Source organism: Desulfomonilaceae bacterium (assembly GCA_041662605.1).
Taxonomy (GTDB): domain Bacteria; phylum Desulfobacterota; class Desulfomonilia; order Desulfomonilales; family Desulfomonilaceae; genus CAJBEZ01.
Window position 1 is genome coordinate 48,515 of sequence record JBAZSD010000020.1, and the last position, 16,360, is coordinate 64,874.

Sequence of the window (16,360 nt, forward strand, 5' to 3'; positions counted from 1 at the left end):
TAGAAAGGAAACGCCATGGCTGAAGCGCGTACTCAGTTCCATACAAACTATTACAATTCCCGTGTTGGGAAAATTGCAATAGTCACCATGGATAATGGTGAAGATTATAAGAAGCCCAACACTTTTGATGAGCACGCTCTTGGATCTTTGCACAAGGCCGTAAGCAAGATTGAGGCTGACAAAGAAGTAAAGGGCATGATGCTGTGCGGTAAACATTACATCTTCGCCGCCGGCGCGGATCTGATGCAGGTACCGTTCGTCAACACATTTGAGCAGGGTCGAAGTATCGGCGCCGCCGGTCATGCGGCCATGAAGAAAATCATGGACCTCAAGATTCCAACTTTGGCCGCAATAAATGGGGCAGCGCTCGGAGGCGGACTGGAGATATCGCTTTATTGCGATTACAGAACTGTATCCAAAGCCGTCCCAGCTATAGCTTTCCCTGAGTGTTTTCTTGGCTTGATTCCAGGATGGGGCGGATCCACTCTTACCCCACGGCTCATCGGGCCTGAGAAAGCGCTGGAAGTTATAGTTTACAACCCGTTGAATCAAAACCGGATGCTAGATGGGACAAAGGCGTTCCATCTCGGCCTGGCCGACAGACTATTCGAGTCGGTCGAGTTCTTCGATGAGTCTATGGCTTTGCTGGAAGACATTATCGATGGAAAAGTTAGCATCGAGAGGAAAGCGCCCGACATGTCCAAACTCAAGACCAGTTTGGACGCTGCACGGAACTTTATCGACATGAGAGTCCATGGCGCCGCTCCAGCTCCGTATCGTGCGCTGGACCTGATTCAATACTCCTGTGACTCTAACCATTCTATTGAGGAGTGTTTCGCGGCTGAAGACAAGGCTCTTGGAGATCTTATCAAGAGTCGCCAGTGTAAGGCGGGGGTTTACAGTTTCGATCTGGTGCAACGTAGAGCCAAAAAGCCAGTGGGACGGCCCAAAGATGTGAAACCCCGACCTATCAACAAGATCGGCGTCATCGGAGCGGGGCTTATGGCTTCCCAATTGGCCATGCTTTTCCTGAGAAGATACGGGGTTCCTGTTGTGATAAAAGACATAAAGCAGGAATTTCTCGACAAGGGACTTGGATATGTCAAAGGCGAACTCAGTTCTCTGGCAAGCAAAGGACGTCTTACTCAAGCCAAAGCAGACCATCTTTATCACATACTGATTGGAACGCTTGACTGGAAAGATTTCGCTGACTGCGATCTGGTGATTGAAGCGGTTTTTGAACAGATGGAAGTTAAGCAGCAAGTCTTCGCTCAAGCTGAAGAGGTTGTTTCTCCGCATTGTATACTCGCCACAAATACTTCCAGCCTGTCAGTCTCAGAAATGGCGTCCAAACTCAAGAACCCGGAACGAGTAGTCGGGTTCCATTTCTTCAATCCTGTGGCTGTACTGCCCTTGCTGGAAATCATAAAGGGTGAGCAAACCGATGACCAGACATTGGTCACAGCTTTTGAATGCGCCAAGAAGTTGAAAAAGAACGCCATCCTGGTTAAGGACTCTCCAGCTTTTCTTGTCAATAGGCTGTTGACTAAGCTCCTCAGTGACTGTTTTGAGATGGTGGATGAAGGAGCGGATTTTCACGAGGTGGACGAAGCTGTTTCATCTTTGGGATTGCCGATGGCCCCCTTCGATCTGCTGGCTTTTGTTGGAACTTCGGTAGCCTTCCATGTGTTGGAAACCTGCCATAAGGCTTGGCCTGATCGATTCCCGATCAACGAGAATCTGAAAAAGATGGTAGCTGCAAAAGTCACCAATATTTTTAACGGAATGGGCCCAGGAAAGACACTCAACCCCAAGGTGGCTGAAATATTCAGCAACCGAGGAGAGAAGAAATTCGTTAAAGAAGAAATCGTTGATAGGATACTGACAAATCTAACCCTTGAGATAGACAAAGTCCTCAAGGAAAAGGTTGTTGCAGACGCCAAGGACGTTGATACAGCAATGATCCTTGGAGCGGGTTGGCCATTCTTTAATGGTGGGATCACCCTGTATCTGGATGTTGTTGGGTACACACCCAAGGTTTTGCAGAAGGTCTTCTTCACTTTCTAGGGATAAAATCTTCACATTTAATTGAAGGAGGAATTTCTCAAAACATTGAGCATTCCTCCTTTTTTCTAACCTGAACTCAGGTGACAAAAAAGCCCCCGTGAACTTATAGAGATCCACGGGGGCTTTAATCGTTTCTTGCAGCCTGTAATTCTGTCTATATGGAAGCGTCATCCAGGGAACAAAGCGAATCTGTTATTTTTACAGCATAGTCACCTACCTGCTTGAAAGAATCGAGGATCTTGAGATAGATTGATGACGCGTCGGCGGAGCAAAATCCGCGTTCCAACCTCTCCCAATGATTAAAACGAGCATCTTCAGCCAGTTCGTATATTCTAGCGCTCTCAGTCTTGATATGGTCGACGATCACAATGTTGCAAGTTACAAGACCATCTCTCAGGTTCTTGAGCAACTCAGTTGTCACGGCGAAGAGTTCGGCCAGTTCAGCTTGGGCTTTATCGCTAAACGGTATCCCCTCATTTACCTTGATCTTCAGGCATGCCAGAATGTGCTCGAACATAACTCCAATACGTTCCACACGGCTCGGTAAACGAACTACAGCGCGGAAAACATTTTGCCCAAATGTTTCGGACTCCTTTAGCAATCCTGACGTGGAAATCCTTTCCAGTTGAACAATTTCTTGAATCAGCTTGTCACAGTCTTCAATCTGAGACTGGCTGTCGCTCCTAAAGCCGACCGCGATTAGATTGGTCAACGCAATGAGTTTTCCTACCATAATGACCAAAATCTGGTCGGGAGATTGTGTAGCGTCAACCGGAATGTCCGCTGCTTCTTCCAGCTTCCCAATTTCAGTACTGAGCTTAGGGCTCAGTATACGAAGAGGGTTCCACACGTAACTCTTGTCTTTCATAATGGGCGCCTCCTTAAAGGACTGAACGATTTCCAGGGAGTCATAACCTCTTGAGAAAGCCTAACTCCTGATAAAGTGGTGTTATAGCGTATTCCACAAAAGATCCACTACCTCTTCCGGTAAACCAGGAATCAAGGGCTTCACAGCGCTTTGGATTCCATCTGTTGCTGGGATTTAGCCGCTGCCTTCTTGGCCGCCTGTTCCGCCTTTATCTGATCGACCGCCTTGGCTTGGCGCTCCGGATCAAAGTAGCGAAAAATAAACTGTTTACTGCAAGCCCACACTCCAGCCTTTGCGCAATCTTCATCGCATTTTTCGTAATCAATTTCAATGCGGTCTTTAACCATTGTGACAATATCTTTAGCCTTTCGAGTACAAGCCCCGCAATGAATACAGCCAGCCTTACAGACATTGGTGACGGCCTTGCCTGTGTCTCGACTGCTACAGGGCACGTAACAAAGTGCATTTTTGGGCGCTAGTTCCAGTACCTGCTTGGGACAGGTCTTTACACACACACCGCAACCAGTGCATAGTTCTTTATCAATCACCGGCATGTTGTCTTTCATATGAATAGCGTGGAACGGGCACGCTACTTCACAGTCACCATATCCTATACATGCGAAGTTGCACTCATATGGCCCTCCAAAAGCAATGGCCGCTCCCTGACAGGTATCGAATCCCTGATATGAATATTTCTTTCTGACCTCTCCCTCATTCCTGGAACATCTAAGGACGGAAATGACGGGACTTGCCGATCCAGCCGCTTTTCCGGTTACAGCGGCGACTTTGTCCGCTACTGCTTGCTTTCCTGGAGCGCATTTATTTGGAGGACAATTTGGGTCTGTAACTACCGCTTCAGCATAAGACTCGCACCCTGCATACCCGCAGGCCCCACAATTAGCGCCGGGCAAACATGCCCGTACGGCTTCAATCTTTGGGTCAACCTTTACAGCGAACTTCTTGGCGGCGTAAGCGAGAATTAGACCACAAAAAATTCCGAATATGGCAAAGAAAATTACTCCCATTAAGGCTATGCGCCAAACTTCTTCCATATGTATTCACCTCTACGGACCAACCGACACTAGAAACACAACTCGGTTATTTTGGCCCAGTTAAATGTCAGAATATGGACAATCCAGAAAACCCGAGAAAAGCCAAAGCGAACAATCCGGTAACCACGAAAGCTATTGGCAATCCTTTGAACACACTCGGAACACGACATAGTTCAAGCTTTTCCCTTACGCAAGACATCAAGAACAATGCCAGAGCAAATCCTAAACCAGCTCCCAGACCCAGAGTAAGACTTTCAAATGGTCCGTTCTTACTGTCCGCGTTAATCAACGGAACAGCCAAAATGATACAGTTAGTGACAATGAGCACAAGGTACACTCCGAGCTTCTTGAACAGGTAAGGGTTCACCTTTCTAAGGATGGTGTCCATAGCCTGAACAAAAATGGCAACGGTACCAATAAACACGATGATCTGCAAAAAACCCAAATGGAGAGGGGTTAACACATACGAATATAGCGCCCAACACATTATGGCGCTCAACACCATGACTACCGTAAACGTCATCCCCATACCAATAGCAGTTTCTTTCTTCTGTGAGACACCGAAGAAAATACACAGCCCCAAATACTTGGTGAAAACAAAATTGTTGATGAGCATAGCTCCGAGAAATATGGTGAAAAGAATTTGGGCTTCGCTCTTTTTCACCAAAAACTGAATGTCACCAAGAGATTTTCCTTTGGACATCACACCTTTCGCGTCAACTCCGTATTCACTTGATACGTTAAGGGGTTCGCCGAATTTTAAGACAGCCGTTGTTTTTCTAGGGTCCAGCGTTACCGATTTTACCGGAATTTCAATATCAGGATCTGTCTTTTGAAATACTCTGTAATTCTGGGGATTTTGACCCCAAGATTGGTCTACTGGCACACCAAATGAAATTTGGATTTCCGTGTCTTTATTAAAGGAACCCGAGCCTGTGGCCGCCCGCGCCATTTCGGGAAAAGCAGTAACGAGCAGGAACAAGGCTACCGTTATCACTCCAGCGCAAGACAGTTTTTTGCGAATTTTCATTTTAATGGGCCCCTCCCGATGATGGGATCTTTCCCGTAAGCTTGTATTCGATGTAGTTGAAAGCCGCCATGATAAATCCGATAACAAAAAAACCACCAGCAGGAAGAACCATTATTAACAAGGGATTGAATCCAAGTATATCGAATCCGAAGATCTGACCAGTTCCAAAAAACTCTCTAATCGCCCCGGTAAGGCATAGGCCAAACAAGAATCCGATCCCCATCCCCAAACCGTCAAAAAAGGATGGAACGAGTGGCTCCTTTGACGCAAAAAGTTCAAGTCGAGAAATGATGATCGCAAAAACGACAATCAACTTAACAAATAACTCGACCTTCTTATAAACATCCGGTGATATTACCGGAAGTATCATATCAATGACTGTGACCCACAGGGCAATCACGATGACATACGCCGGGATTCTTATCCTGGGGTGAATAAACGACTTGAATATAGCAACTGTACAACTCGAAAACACCTGGACGAAAATGACAGCAAGGCCTAGCATCAATCCATTTTCCACCGAGGTTGTCACAGCAACCGCCGGGCACATACTTAAAGCGAGGCGGAAGATAGGATTTTCAGGTATCAGGCCATTCCAGAGAAGCTTAATATTCCTGTTCACTTGTTACCTCCGCTAGAAAGCTATGCTTAACTGATCTTTATTTACCGCCTCGTTCAATTTATCCAAGCGGTAAACGAATTTCTTCACCGTGTTCACAACTCCGTTCGTTAAAGCTCTGCTGGAAATTGTGGCTCCGGTCAATGCGTAGATATTGTCATTCACGTGCTTTGCCTTGATCTCTTTGATCTGCTCCATCGAGAAGCCTTTTCTCTTGGCTTTTACGGGATCCAAGGCGGTAGCGTAATCTACGGGCAAAGGTTCTTTAACCACGGTCAATTTCTTGAGAAGTTCGAGAGTTTTCCCCACAAACTGGTTTTTGAAGTAGTCCTTCTGGATTTCAGCGCCCAGGCCCGGATCTTCCTCAGAGTATGTTACTGCGACGCCCGTAACTGTAAAATCGGGGTTCAGAGATACCATCAATTTGATGAATGTCTTAAATCCCTGAGTCACTCCGGGGACGACGTACCCGAGACGCTTGTCCCCAAGATCCGCCACAAATATGGTTTGGGCATATACTGATTTTGAGCCTTTGGGTAGTACGGCATCCACAGCAGCGTCTCTTGTGGTCTTATCCGACAAGGATGAAAGATCCGCTTCAATGGGGAAAACTTTCACAGGATTGCCTGAAAGATCCATTTCCGCAAGGGCTACTTTCTTATCTTTCAGTGGCAGAACATACCCAAGATAAGTCTCACCCTTGTCAGAATTAATAACATATCTGTAAACCGGATAAACCTTAAGATCGCTGGGAGGCGTTTGCCCCTTGCCGTAACCTAGCAGGCTCTGAATGGTATCCTGCTCTATTTTTTCTTCATTGAGTTTTCGAGCATGCTCCGTTTTGGCGTAGACAAATCCGAGTATCAATGAAGCGACTATACAAACAGCAGTCAGACTCACTGTAATTTTGAAGATTTCTTTCATTGAAACCTCTTTCAGGAATAGGGACTATTTAACAGCCGCAACGGGAGCGGCCTTGGGTGGAGCAAACCGCTTGGGCGCAAACCAGTCATCCATCGCCGGGGTCAAACAGTTCATCAACAATATTGCGTAGCAAACACCTTCGGGGTATCCACCCTTCAGCCTTATCAGGACTGTCAAAGCTCCTACACCGACTCCGAATAAAAGCTGCCCTGATTTCAATGTTGGGGACGTCACATAATCTGTGGCCATGTAAAAAGCGCCAAGCATCAATCCGCCTGAAAGCACATGAACAAGGGGATTTCCGCTAAACCACGTTTCTCCACCGAAAATCCATGCGACCAAAGCGGCGGAGACCAAAGTGGATACGGGAATATGCCAAGTGATTATCTTGCGGGCCATGAGAAAGAGTCCACCCAAAAGTATCAGGAGGGCTGACGTTTCTCCTATACACCCGGGTTTAAAGCCCAGAAAGAAATTCCAATAGATGGAGTCAAGGGCTCCGAACTGTTGGGTGAGGGCGTTTAAGCCATACTGTTTTAGCACAAAAAGCGGCGTCGCCGTTGATACAGCGTCGACGCTGCCAGGACTCAAGAAAATATCCCAGGCACCTTTGGATAACTGCTGCGCAGGTATCCATGCGGTAGTCATGGCTACCGGAAAAGACGCCTGAAGAAAAGCTCTCCCGACCAAAGCAGGGTTCCACACGTTGTAGCCAATTCCACCCATCAACTCTTTGGCTATAAAAATGGCGGCGACAGCTCCAATCAAGGGGAGATAGTATGGCACCCCAGGAGGTATTACAAATGCAAGCAAAATCCCCGTGAGAACCGCGCTTCCATCCTTGACGGACACGGACCGTCCCATAGCCTTTGAAGATAACGCCTCTACAACAACGCACGAAATTACGCTGACGAGTGTTATTAAGAGGCTCCTGAACCCGAAATTATAAATGGACAGAATCAGCGCCGGCATCAAGCTCGCAGACACGGTCCACATGATCTGGGCGGTGGTGGTACCTTTTCTTATATGCGGGGATACCGAAACAGCCCATTCCGGCTTGAAAGTCATGTTTCTGGAGTCTATTGTTTCGATGGTCCCATCCTCCCTTACAAGTTATGGGTTTAAGTCAAAGTAATTGACCGGTTGTATGACGCATACAGGGTTTGTTTCCCGAAACAGCGGCTTCCATCCTCTTGATAAATCGAAACACGTGTGAAGCCATATGGTCCGGCAAATCGATCCCCGATTTCATCCTCTTTTTTTGATCGCTATTTTCGCCAGTCTTGCAAACTGTACTAGAGGCCGCTTCGCTGGACAGACATAAGCGCAGCAACCACATTCGAAACAGTCAAAAATTCCAAACTTCTCGGTCAGATGTCCCCTACCCGCCTCGACGTAAAGTCCAACTTCTTTTGGACTTAACCCCATAGGACAGGCTTCCATGCACCAACCGCAGTGGATACAAGGTCCATACTCTCCGAGGTCTGTTTCAGAGCTGTTCAAGAAAAGCACTCCGGAGGTAGTTTTGGTTACCGGCACATCAAGCGAGGAAATGGCGAAGCCCATCATGGGCCCTCCCGAAACTATCTTAACCAGGTCTTTAACCCCTCCGAGATACTCCACCACGTCTGAAAGCAAAGTTCCGACCTTGACCTTCAGGTTGGCCGGCCTGTTCAGAGCCCTGCCGGAGAATGTAACCACCTTTTCGTACAGAGGCTTCATCATTGTCGCAGCCTCAAATATACCCAAGGTTGTCGAGATGTTCTGAACTATAACACCCACGTCGAATGGCAATCCTCCACCCGGCACAGATCTTTTGGTAAGTGAATAGATCAGTTGCTTTTCCGAACCCTGGGGATACTTGACCTGCATTCCTTGAACACGAACAACCAAGTCATCATTGTCCGCAGCCTTTTCAGCGGCTTTGTTCATGACATTTATGGCGTCCGGTTTGTTGAGTTCGATTCCAATTACGCATTCCTTGATCCCCAGAATCTTGAGAATAATCCTGGCTCCCTCAACTATCTTCTCTGGGTACTCCAGCATCAGTCGGTGATCAGTCGTCAGATACGGTTCACATTCCGCCCCGTTTAATACCAGGGTATCCACTTTAGCGTTCGGCGGTGGAGATAGTTTGACATGGGTAGGAAATCCAGCGCCTCCGAGGCCTACGATCCCCGCATCTTTGACACGCGCGAGGAGCTGTTCACGACTCAGTTTTTTCCAGTCTGAACTTTCATACTGCCTTGGTGGAGCGGAAGGATCTCGATCTATGACCACTGCGTCGCATCTGACCATGGTAGGGTGTGGCCTGGGTTCGATAGCCTTGACAACTCCAGTGACGCTGCTATGAATTGATGCGCCGAGAGCCTTCTCTACTACGGCTATTACCTCACCTTCCTGAACTTCCTGTTTTTTCTTGACAATTGGTTGAGCAATCGCGCCGAAATGCATTGATAACGGCAATACAACCTGACTGGGCGCCGGCGCCTCTTCGATCTCCAGATGCTCAGTCAGTTCCTTGTGTTCTTCGGGATGAATCCCGCCTTTAGCAAATGTTGTTCCAACCATAGTTCCTCTTGCTTCGCCCTGCGTCTGGAATCGGCAATCTAGTCCGCGTCGATGAAACAAACCAACTCTCATTACCGACTTTCGGACGGTTTCCGGACGCGCGTTGTCCCATCTGTGATTTCTTGATTACGAGAGTGCGCTATAAGCTCTCGGTAGGCAGTGCGCTTTCCATTTGAGCAAGCTTTATATACAGCGGTTTACACTAATGAATCAGGATACCAGTGTCAAGAATTTATTGGTGTTATTTGACCAGATTTGATTTAGAAATCAATTGTGCGTCACAGACGGCAAGGCCGAGCCCCCGGACTTTATGAGCATGCGGCTTATTGGAGAAGTCAGGAATGCTTCAATATGGATTAGTTGGCGAAAGTGTCTTTCATGGCCGCAGTTTGAAAATGAACTATCAGCGGGTCGATAAGGTCGTCCAATTTCCCTTCCATGATTTCCTCTAGCCGGTAGAGAGTGAGTCCTATTCTATGATCAGATACGCGGTTCTGAGGAAAATTGTATGTCCTGATTCTCTCGGAACGGTCACCGGATCCAACCTGATTCTTCCGTTCCTTACTTATTTCAGAATCCCGTTCTTCTTCCATCTTCGCAAGAAGCCTTGCCTGAAGAATCTTTATAGCTTTGGCCTTATTCTTGTGCTGGGACTTTTCATCTTGACAGGTTACAACTAGATTGGTCGGCACATGGGTGACTCGGACCGCGGAATCGGTAGTATTCACACTCTGTCCTCCAGGGCCTGACGATCTATAAACATCAATTTTTAAGTCTTTCGGATCGATCGTGATTTCGACATCGTCAGCTTCCGGAAGCACGGCTACTGTAACCGCTGAAGTATGAATGCGTCCTTGCGATTCAGTTACCGGAACGCGTTGAACTCTATGGACGCCTCTTTCGTATTTTAATCGCGAAAAAGCTCCCAGCCCGTGAATGAGAGCGATTACTTCTTTGAGTCCACCGGTAGCGCTGTTCGAAACTGACATCATTTCTACTTTCCACTTCCGGACTTCAGCATAGCGACAATATGCCCTGAATAAATCAGCGGCGAAAAGAGAAGCTTCCTCGCCTCCCGTACCTGCTCGAATCTCAAGAAATATATTTTTTTCATCATTTGGATCGCGGGGCAGAAGAAGTAGCTTAATTTCCCGCTCCAGATCCTCCCTCTTTTCGTTCAGCGCAGCTAGATCTTCTCTTGCCATTCCGACAAGTTCCGCGTCTTCTGCGTCCTCGATAATGCCCTCAACTTCTGCGATCTCGTGTATAATCCCACTAAGATTTCTATAAGACTTTATTATGTTGGATAGTTCAGACTGCTCTTTGGAAAATTTTTTTAGCAGCGCAAGATCAGATACAACTTCAGGTCGGGACAATTCTGAATCCAGCTCTTCATATCTTCTATTCAATTCTTCCAGTTTTTCAATTAGTTGCATAAAAAGCTCTCAGATCGCGGTTTTGGTTTCCGCCCATTGTTCCTCTTTTTCCAATGTTCTCTTGAGAGCCACTATAGCGACTTCAAGCTGATCGTCGGACGGTTCTCGGGTCGTCAATTTCTGCAACCATAATCCAGGGGACAATATAAGGGAAAGGACTCGGTTAGGACGTTTATCAGCCAGTCTTATCAACTCGTAGGAGATCCCGGCGATCGGTGGTAGCAAAGCAATCTTGATCAAAATGAAAAAAGCGTTGGTCACTATCCTGCCACCGAAAATTTCCTTTGGAACAAACGGAAACACCACGGTGAACAAGAAGATGCTGAGCATAAGGACAAGTAATATGAACGCCGTTCCGCAACGGGCGTGAAGGCATGGATATTTTCTTGCGTTCTCGACGGTCAGTTCTTCTCCCATCTCATACGCATGTATCGATTTGTGTTCTGCGCCATGATACTGAAAGACCCGTCTAATTTCCTTAATCAGCGAGATCAGGCCAATGTAGGCCACGAAAATGGTTACCTTGATTATACCGTCAATAACATGAAACCATACATCGCGAACCCCCAGGTCTTTGCCCACCAGAGCGCCGATACCAAGGGTAGCAAGATGAGGAATGACCACAAACAGCATAACCGCGCCGCCGAGCGCAAAGGCTATCGTACCGGCGAGAGCCAGAGGGCTTAGCTTTTCCTCTTCCTCCCCAAGAGCTTCCTGGGCTGAGTAGGTGAGCGCCTGAATACCGTTGAACAAGGCTTCGTAAAGCACAACGCATCCCCTGAAGAAAGGCTTCTTCAAAAAGGGCCATTTTTCCATCGGTGAATACCATCGATCTTCGCGAACAGAAAGCTGTCCATCCGGTCTTCTAACAACTACCGTAAAGGTATTTGGGGCACGCATCATGATGCCTTCAATCACCGCTTGTCCCCCAACCTTTATTCGGTCGCCGCTCGAGCCGGAATCATTTTTTAAAATCATGAGCCCCCGCTCTTCAAAATTGACGAGACGCCGTCGTTAGAAGGCGCTTTTGAAATATAGCAAGTTGTTGAAAGCATGCGTCTAAATCAATCATTGACCCTGGGCTGTATTCTCTTTTTGCTCTTTTTTGGATTTCGACACTCCCTTAGGCGCTGTTTCAACTTTCTTTTTTATCTTTGCCGGTTTTTTCCCAGTAGCCACTGCCTGGTCGCCGTACTTCTTCAGAAATCTTTCGACGCGTCCTGCGCTGTCGACTAGTTTCTGTTTTCCAGTAAAAAAAGGATGGCACGAGGAACAGATTTCCAGTCGATACTCGGGCTGTAATGAACGAGTGGCGATTTCAGCGCCGCAGGCGCATCGGAAAAATGATTCCTTATATTCGGGATGGATTCCTTTTTTCATGGTAGTCCTCCAAGTTTTTGGTCTTAAACATAAAAATATATCATTATGCCCCATTTATGAAAAGCTAAATCGCTCACGGACTCGAAAATTCTCCCCGTTTCTATAAGATACCTGTCGCATTCATGGCTCAGAATAGACAGATAGTAACCAAAACAACCCTGGACAGGATATCTAATTCCCGGAAGTTTTTTCTGAATAGCCCTTCCTAATTTCTCATCTACTTGTTCATAACCTGGAGAAACTCTCTGTTGGAGTCTGTTTGCATGATTTTGTCCAGCAGAAATTCCATAGCGTCTACCGAGTTCATGTCAGCAAGCAGTTTGCGAAGCAACCAGATCCTTTGAAGATCCTGAGCGTTGAGAAGCAGTTCTTCTTTACGCGTACCCGAGCGGTTTATATCAATGCAGGGGAATATTCGGCGTTCGAGCAGACGTCTGTCAAGATGGATCTCCATGTTACCGGTGCCCTTAAATTCTTCGTAAATGACTTCATCCATCTTGCTGCCGGTATCTATAAGCGCGGTCGCAATAATGGTCAGACTTCCACCTTCTTCAATGTTTCGCGCTGCCCCGAAAAATCTCTTGGGCCTGTGAAGGGCATTAGAATCAACACCACCGGAAAGAATTTTACCGCTCGGAGGAACAACAGTATTGTGAGCGCGAGCGAGACGGGTAATGCTATCCAGCAGAATGACGACATCCCTCTTGTGTTCCACAAGTCTTTTAGCTTTTTCTATAACCATATCAGCAACCTGAACATGTCTCTGGGCCGGCTCGTCAAAAGTTGATGAAATGACTTCGCCTCTCACTGAACGTTGCATGTCGGTAACTTCTTCAGGACGTTCATCTATCAGGAGTACTATCAGATAAACATCAGGATGATTCATGGTTAGGCTATTGGCTATTTGTTGTAATAAAACCGTCTTTCCAGCTTTGGGCGGGGAAACGATCAAGGCGCGCTGTCCTTTTCCGATCGGCGCGATGAGATCCATTATTCGCATCGAATACTGGGTCGGGCCAATTTCCAGTTTCACTTTCTCGTCAGGGTAAAGAGGCGTGAGATTGTCGAACAACACCTTATCCCGAACTTTTTCGGGATCTTCACCATTAATCTGTTCGACCTTGAGCAGCGCAAAATATCGTTCAGTGTCTTTGGGGGGGCGAATATATCCCGCTACAGTATCGCCGGTCCTAAGATTAAAGCGCCTGATCTGGCTCGGTGAAACATAGATGTCATCCGGCCCGGGAAGGTAATTATAGTCTGGAGCCCTTAAGAATCCAAAACCATCCGGCAGGGTTTCCAGTACGCCCTCACCTCTTATAGGTTGCTCTTTCTCCTGCTGTTGATGCGCCTGCAGAATTGCAAAGATTAATTCTTGCTTGCGCATGCTACTGGCTCCCTCGATTTCGAGAGAATTTGCTATAGACAGAAGTTGACTGACTTTTTTCTCTTTCAATTCTTGAACATCCATGCGTTCTCCTGATCAATTTTTCTAATGTAGGTTTGATTATGATTTCTGGGATCTATAAACTTTGAAGCAATTCTAAGACAGGTCAAACAGGAAACGAAATCGAGGGATTTACGTTATGCCCCAAACCGTGCTTTGGAATTCCTCGGATGGTTTCGCACTTTTGAAGGTTAGCGCCCAAATAGCAGCTATACGAAAATTAATAGAGGCTGTATGAACTGTCAAGCTTTTTGTTAAAATTCGTGGTTGATCATTCTCTCCGAGGCCAATACAATCACCTCATGAAACAAATCGCTTTAGCTCTTTATGACAATTCTGACAGTTCCTTTTCGGATGTTGTTCCTCACCCGGGCATTTCAGGCGCAATTCAGGCCCTTCAGGCCTCCTTCGGTTCTCACATCAACGTACCGGCTCAGATTTTTATTCACGGTCCGGTAGGTTCTGGGAAAACCCTACTGATAAAGGCTCTATATAATTTCTTGAGGCGCGAAACCCAGGGCGGGACTTCCAGAGTCATACTCACTCAAATGTCCGACCCAAAATCCGAACTCCACGGGCTCGAATCCATGGTGGCCATGTCCAAAGACGAAGTTTCAGCGCTTTCGGCAGTGCTGATTGATGATGTCGACAAAGTTCCGGATTCCGCAGCGAACCATCTGTGGAATCTATGGAATCAGTTGATTACAATGGGGGCCGGATTAGTTTGCTCCTCAACCGTAGGACCGGAATTGATATTCCCGGAGAATAGGCATTTGAGTTCTAGAATGATCTCCGGTCTATCATTAGAATTGACTCCCCCAGATGATTCAGACAGGGTGCTTATTCTTGACCGGATGGCAAAAAAGAGAGGCGTTCGTTTGACTCACGACGTCATAAGTTACCTGCTGTCACGCAAATCAAGAAATTTGAAAACTCTCGAAGAGATATTGGGAACTCTCGACAAAGTGTCTCTCGAAGAAAAGAGGAGAGTCACATTGAAACTTGTTAAAGACTTGGAAGCTGGGGGTCTAGTGTAGTGAGAGATCTATTCTGATCCTATTTGTCGTGCTTTCTCTAAATTCTGAATCTGAGGGTTTTTGGTCATAGCTATGACAACAAGATCGATAATAATGAAAAAAATGGACAGGGGGGAAGCCGATGAAACGGTCATCTTTCTGTCCCGAGACCAAGGTTGGCTCACTGGAGTAGCAAAAAACTCCAGAAAAAGTAGAATTCGTTTTGGTGGCAGTCTTGAACCATTTTGTGTAGTTGACCTATTAGTAAGACCTCGACAAAAGGACTCAATGGTCTGGATAGACGAATCTCAAATGGTCAAGGGGTTCATCAGGATAAGAGATGATATGGAATCGCTTGCGAGAGCGTCCTATTTTATGGAACTCGCCTCGGTTTTTGTTCCGGAAGGCCAGAAGGATCAAGAATTGTTCGACTTCCTTGAAAGATTCCTGGAAATCCTCGAGCAGTCGTCCCTCAGCTCGATAGAGTTTCTAGTTCAAGAAATCCAATTGTTGGGAATCCTTGGTTTTGGTCCCGTATTTGATGTCTGTTCCGTTTGTGGGCAGGGATTTGGCCCTCAGATGGAGATTTTCTTCGCGCCTTATTCTGGAGGTGTATGCCACAGAAATTGTCTGGATCCTACCTCACCAAAAAATGTGCGAATCAGCCGCGCTTCCCTCGCAGCATTGCGACATGGTCTTAACTCGGACTCCAAGTTGGTGGGAAGGATCAAACTTAGCCGCTCGGCCAGGATCGAAATACGCGAGAGTCTTTCAGCGTTTGTTAGATACATCAGAGGGCAGGATCTCAAATCCCTTAGATTTATGGAAGAGACCGGCTATTATTAATGGGGAAAATTCCTCCGGCCTATTTTACTTTGGGGACTTCTCGGCGCCTGCGCCGTCCAGAAGTTTTTCGATAATCGAAGACGGCTTTTCAGTCGCTCCAGATGCTGGTACGGATTCCTGAATCTGTTTTGAGAGTTGGGAGTTCTTCTCTTTCAAATCTCCAATCTGTTGAAAATAGTTTTCAGCCTGTGACTTGAATTCCTGGGATTGAGTCTGGCACGATGCAAGGTTTTTCTTCAAGTTCTCAAGTTCTGCGCTTAGCCGGCTGGATTCCCCTTTTTCCTGATCCAGAAGGGTCTTAGACTGATTGCTTTGATTCTGACATTCTGTGAGTTTTGTGCTCAGTTGAGACACTTGCGATTCAGCGGAACCCTTAAGCTGGGTTGCGTCCGACCACGCCTTCTTCAGTGTGTTCAACATATCTTCTTTTTCTTTGAGTTGCGGTTCCATTTTGGAGATAGATGCGGATCGTTCGCTCACAGTAGATTCAAGTTTGTCAATCGTCTGTTGAAGCTCGGATTCTTTTTGATCCGCTTCATTTGTTGCGCTATCCAATTTAGCTTTTAGTTGCAGGTTCTCTTTGGAAGTAACTTCCAAATTTTCAAGGCTACTCTTTAAATCATCTTCCTTTTTGGTCAACTCAGATGTTAAAGATTCAACGCGCCTTTCCGCCTGCCCTGCTTTAAACTCCGCTATGGCTTTTGCGCCCATGAGCGCAATTCTGGCCTGCTCTGAGATCCCTGAGGCCGAACTTCCCCTAATAGATTCAGGTGAAGCGCCCTTGGCTTCTTTTTCTGCAGCTTCCTGGAGTTCCTTTAATTTGTCGGACAGGATTTTGTTGGAATCCTTAAGATCCTTATTTTCAGCCTCGAGCGAAGAAATTTTCACTTTGGCGCTTTTAAATTGCATCTCTATATTGCCCGATTGCCCTGCTCCGTTATTGGAACTCGAGCTAGGGGTCTGGTCTGTTTTTCCTCCGCAGGACTGGAGAGCCGCCGAAATCAATATGAGCAGGATTGGAAACAATCTTAATGGCTTCATTCAAGGGCTCTCCTTTCGTTCAAGACAATAATTTAAAAAACCATTACGCTGACTATTATAAGT

General features: G+C 46.7%; 14 protein-coding genes and 1 pseudogene. 3 read left to right on the top strand and 12 right to left on the bottom strand.

Annotated elements, in window-relative coordinates:
- The first annotated feature begins 15 nt into the window (after nucleotides 1–15).
- Nucleotides 16–2,067 carry a 3-hydroxyacyl-CoA dehydrogenase NAD-binding domain-containing protein gene (locus WC647_14630; GenBank protein ID MFA6223543.1) on the top strand — a complete coding sequence of 684 codons (2,052 nt, stop codon included), beginning with the start codon at nucleotides 16–18 and terminating at the stop codon, nucleotides 2,065–2,067.
- A gap of 154 nt (nucleotides 2,068–2,221) precedes the next feature.
- Here WC647_14630 and WC647_14635 read toward each other — a convergent pair whose 3' ends face one another.
- The 11 genes and pseudogenes from WC647_14635 to rho all read right to left on the bottom strand — a co-directional run bounded on the left by WC647_14635 (nucleotide 2,222) and on the right by rho (nucleotide 13,418).
- A complete protein-coding gene (locus WC647_14635; GenBank protein MFA6223544.1) occupies nucleotides 2,222–2,935 on the bottom strand; it encodes a hypothetical protein in 714 nt (237 codons plus the stop codon).
- A gap of 140 nt (nucleotides 2,936–3,075) precedes the next feature.
- Nucleotides 3,076–3,987: a Fe-S cluster domain-containing protein gene (locus WC647_14640; protein ID MFA6223545.1), complete on the bottom strand. Its 912-nt coding sequence runs from the start codon at nucleotides 3,985–3,987 to the stop codon at nucleotides 3,076–3,078.
- Nucleotides 3,988–4,054: 67 nt separating this feature from the next.
- A complete protein-coding gene (locus tag WC647_14645) occupies nucleotides 4,055–5,017 on the bottom strand; it encodes an Rnf-Nqr domain containing protein (protein MFA6223546.1) in 963 nt (320 codons plus the stop codon).
- A gap of 1 nt (nucleotide 5,018) precedes the next feature.
- Nucleotides 5,019–5,639, bottom strand: coding sequence for an electron transport complex subunit RsxE (gene rsxE / locus WC647_14650; protein MFA6223547.1), 621 nt, complete (start codon nucleotides 5,637–5,639; stop codon nucleotides 5,019–5,021).
- A 12-nt stretch (nucleotides 5,640–5,651) separates the two neighbouring features.
- Nucleotides 5,652–6,560: an FMN-binding protein gene (locus WC647_14655; protein MFA6223548.1), complete on the bottom strand. Its 909-nt coding sequence runs from the start codon at nucleotides 6,558–6,560 to the stop codon at nucleotides 5,652–5,654.
- A gap of 24 nt (nucleotides 6,561–6,584) precedes the next feature.
- Nucleotides 6,585–7,628, bottom strand: a complete 1,044-nt coding sequence (locus WC647_14660) for an RnfABCDGE type electron transport complex subunit D (protein MFA6223549.1) — start codon at nucleotides 7,626–7,628, stop codon at nucleotides 6,585–6,587.
- Nucleotides 7,629–7,808: 180 nt separating this feature from the next.
- Nucleotides 7,809–9,131, bottom strand: coding sequence for an electron transport complex subunit RsxC (gene rsxC / locus WC647_14665; GenBank protein ID MFA6223550.1), 1,323 nt, complete (start codon nucleotides 9,129–9,131; stop codon nucleotides 7,809–7,811).
- A 356-nt stretch (nucleotides 9,132–9,487) separates the two neighbouring features.
- Nucleotides 9,488–10,567 (bottom strand): peptide chain release factor 1, encoded by a 1,080-nt coding sequence (gene prfA / locus WC647_14670; GenBank protein MFA6223551.1) that lies wholly within the window; start codon nucleotides 10,565–10,567, stop codon nucleotides 9,488–9,490.
- Between the two features lie 9 nt (nucleotides 10,568–10,576).
- Entirely contained in the window at nucleotides 10,577–11,545 is a 969-nt protein-coding gene (locus WC647_14675; GenBank protein ID MFA6223552.1) for a DUF1385 domain-containing protein, read from the bottom strand.
- Between the two features lie 204 nt (nucleotides 11,546–11,749).
- A pseudogene (gene rpmE / locus WC647_14680) lies at nucleotides 11,750–11,947 on the bottom strand (50S ribosomal protein L31).
- 217 nt (nucleotides 11,948–12,164) lie between these two features.
- Complete coding sequence (gene rho / locus WC647_14685; GenBank protein MFA6223553.1) at nucleotides 12,165–13,418, bottom strand: transcription termination factor Rho; 1,254 nt, start codon at nucleotides 13,416–13,418, stop codon at nucleotides 12,165–12,167.
- A 278-nt stretch (nucleotides 13,419–13,696) separates the two neighbouring features.
- Here rho and WC647_14690 point away from each other — a divergent pair, with 278 nt between their 5' ends.
- Together WC647_14690 and recO are read left to right on the top strand one after the other, a co-directional pair.
- A complete protein-coding gene (locus WC647_14690) occupies nucleotides 13,697–14,431 on the top strand; it encodes a DnaA/Hda family protein (protein ID MFA6223554.1) in 735 nt (244 codons plus the stop codon).
- A 72-nt stretch (nucleotides 14,432–14,503) separates the two neighbouring features.
- Nucleotides 14,504–15,256, top strand: coding sequence for a DNA repair protein RecO (gene recO, locus WC647_14695; protein ID MFA6223555.1), 753 nt, complete (start codon nucleotides 14,504–14,506; stop codon nucleotides 15,254–15,256).
- A 24-nt stretch (nucleotides 15,257–15,280) separates the two neighbouring features.
- On the opposite strand, the gene WC647_14700 is transcribed toward recO, so the two are convergent.
- Nucleotides 15,281–16,297 carry a hypothetical protein gene (locus WC647_14700; protein ID MFA6223556.1) on the bottom strand — a complete coding sequence of 339 codons (1,017 nt, stop codon included), beginning with the start codon at nucleotides 16,295–16,297 and terminating at the stop codon, nucleotides 15,281–15,283.
- Nucleotides 16,298–16,360: the final 63 nt, after the last annotated feature.

What these genes read in the sequence shown, in the direction of transcription:
- WC647_14630 (MFA6223543.1), top strand. Translation starts at nt 16, where the DNA reads ATGGCTGAAGCGCGTACTCAGTTCCATACAAACTATTACAATTCCCGT.
- WC647_14635 (MFA6223544.1), bottom strand. Translation starts at nt 2,935, where the DNA reads ATGAAAGACAAGAGTTACGTGTGGAACCCTCTTCGTATACTGAGCCCT.
- WC647_14640 (MFA6223545.1), bottom strand. Translation starts at nt 3,987, where the DNA reads ATGGAAGAAGTTTGGCGCATAGCCTTAATGGGAGTAATTTTCTTTGCC.
- WC647_14645 (MFA6223546.1), bottom strand. Translation starts at nt 5,017, where the DNA reads ATGAAAATTCGCAAAAAACTGTCTTGCGCTGGAGTGATAACGGTAGCC.
- WC647_14655 (MFA6223548.1), bottom strand. Translation starts at nt 6,560, where the DNA reads ATGAAAGAAATCTTCAAAATTACAGTGAGTCTGACTGCTGTTTGTATA.
- WC647_14660 (MFA6223549.1), bottom strand. Translation starts at nt 7,628, where the DNA reads ATGACTTTCAAGCCGGAATGGGCTGTTTCGGTATCCCCGCATATAAGA.
- rsxC (MFA6223550.1), bottom strand. Translation starts at nt 9,131, where the DNA reads ATGGTTGGAACAACATTTGCTAAAGGCGGGATTCATCCCGAAGAACAC.
- prfA (MFA6223551.1), bottom strand. Translation starts at nt 10,567, where the DNA reads ATGCAACTAATTGAAAAACTGGAAGAATTGAATAGAAGATATGAAGAG.
- WC647_14675 (MFA6223552.1), bottom strand. Translation starts at nt 11,545, where the DNA reads ATGATTTTAAAAAATGATTCCGGCTCGAGCGGCGACCGAATAAAGGTT.
- rho (MFA6223553.1), bottom strand. Translation starts at nt 13,418, where the DNA reads ATGGATGTTCAAGAATTGAAAGAGAAAAAAGTCAGTCAACTTCTGTCT.
- WC647_14690 (MFA6223554.1), top strand. Translation starts at nt 13,697, where the DNA reads ATGAAACAAATCGCTTTAGCTCTTTATGACAATTCTGACAGTTCCTTT.
- recO (MFA6223555.1), top strand. Translation starts at nt 14,504, where the DNA reads ATGACAACAAGATCGATAATAATGAAAAAAATGGACAGGGGGGAAGCC.
- WC647_14700 (MFA6223556.1), bottom strand. Translation starts at nt 16,297, where the DNA reads ATGAAGCCATTAAGATTGTTTCCAATCCTGCTCATATTGATTTCGGCG.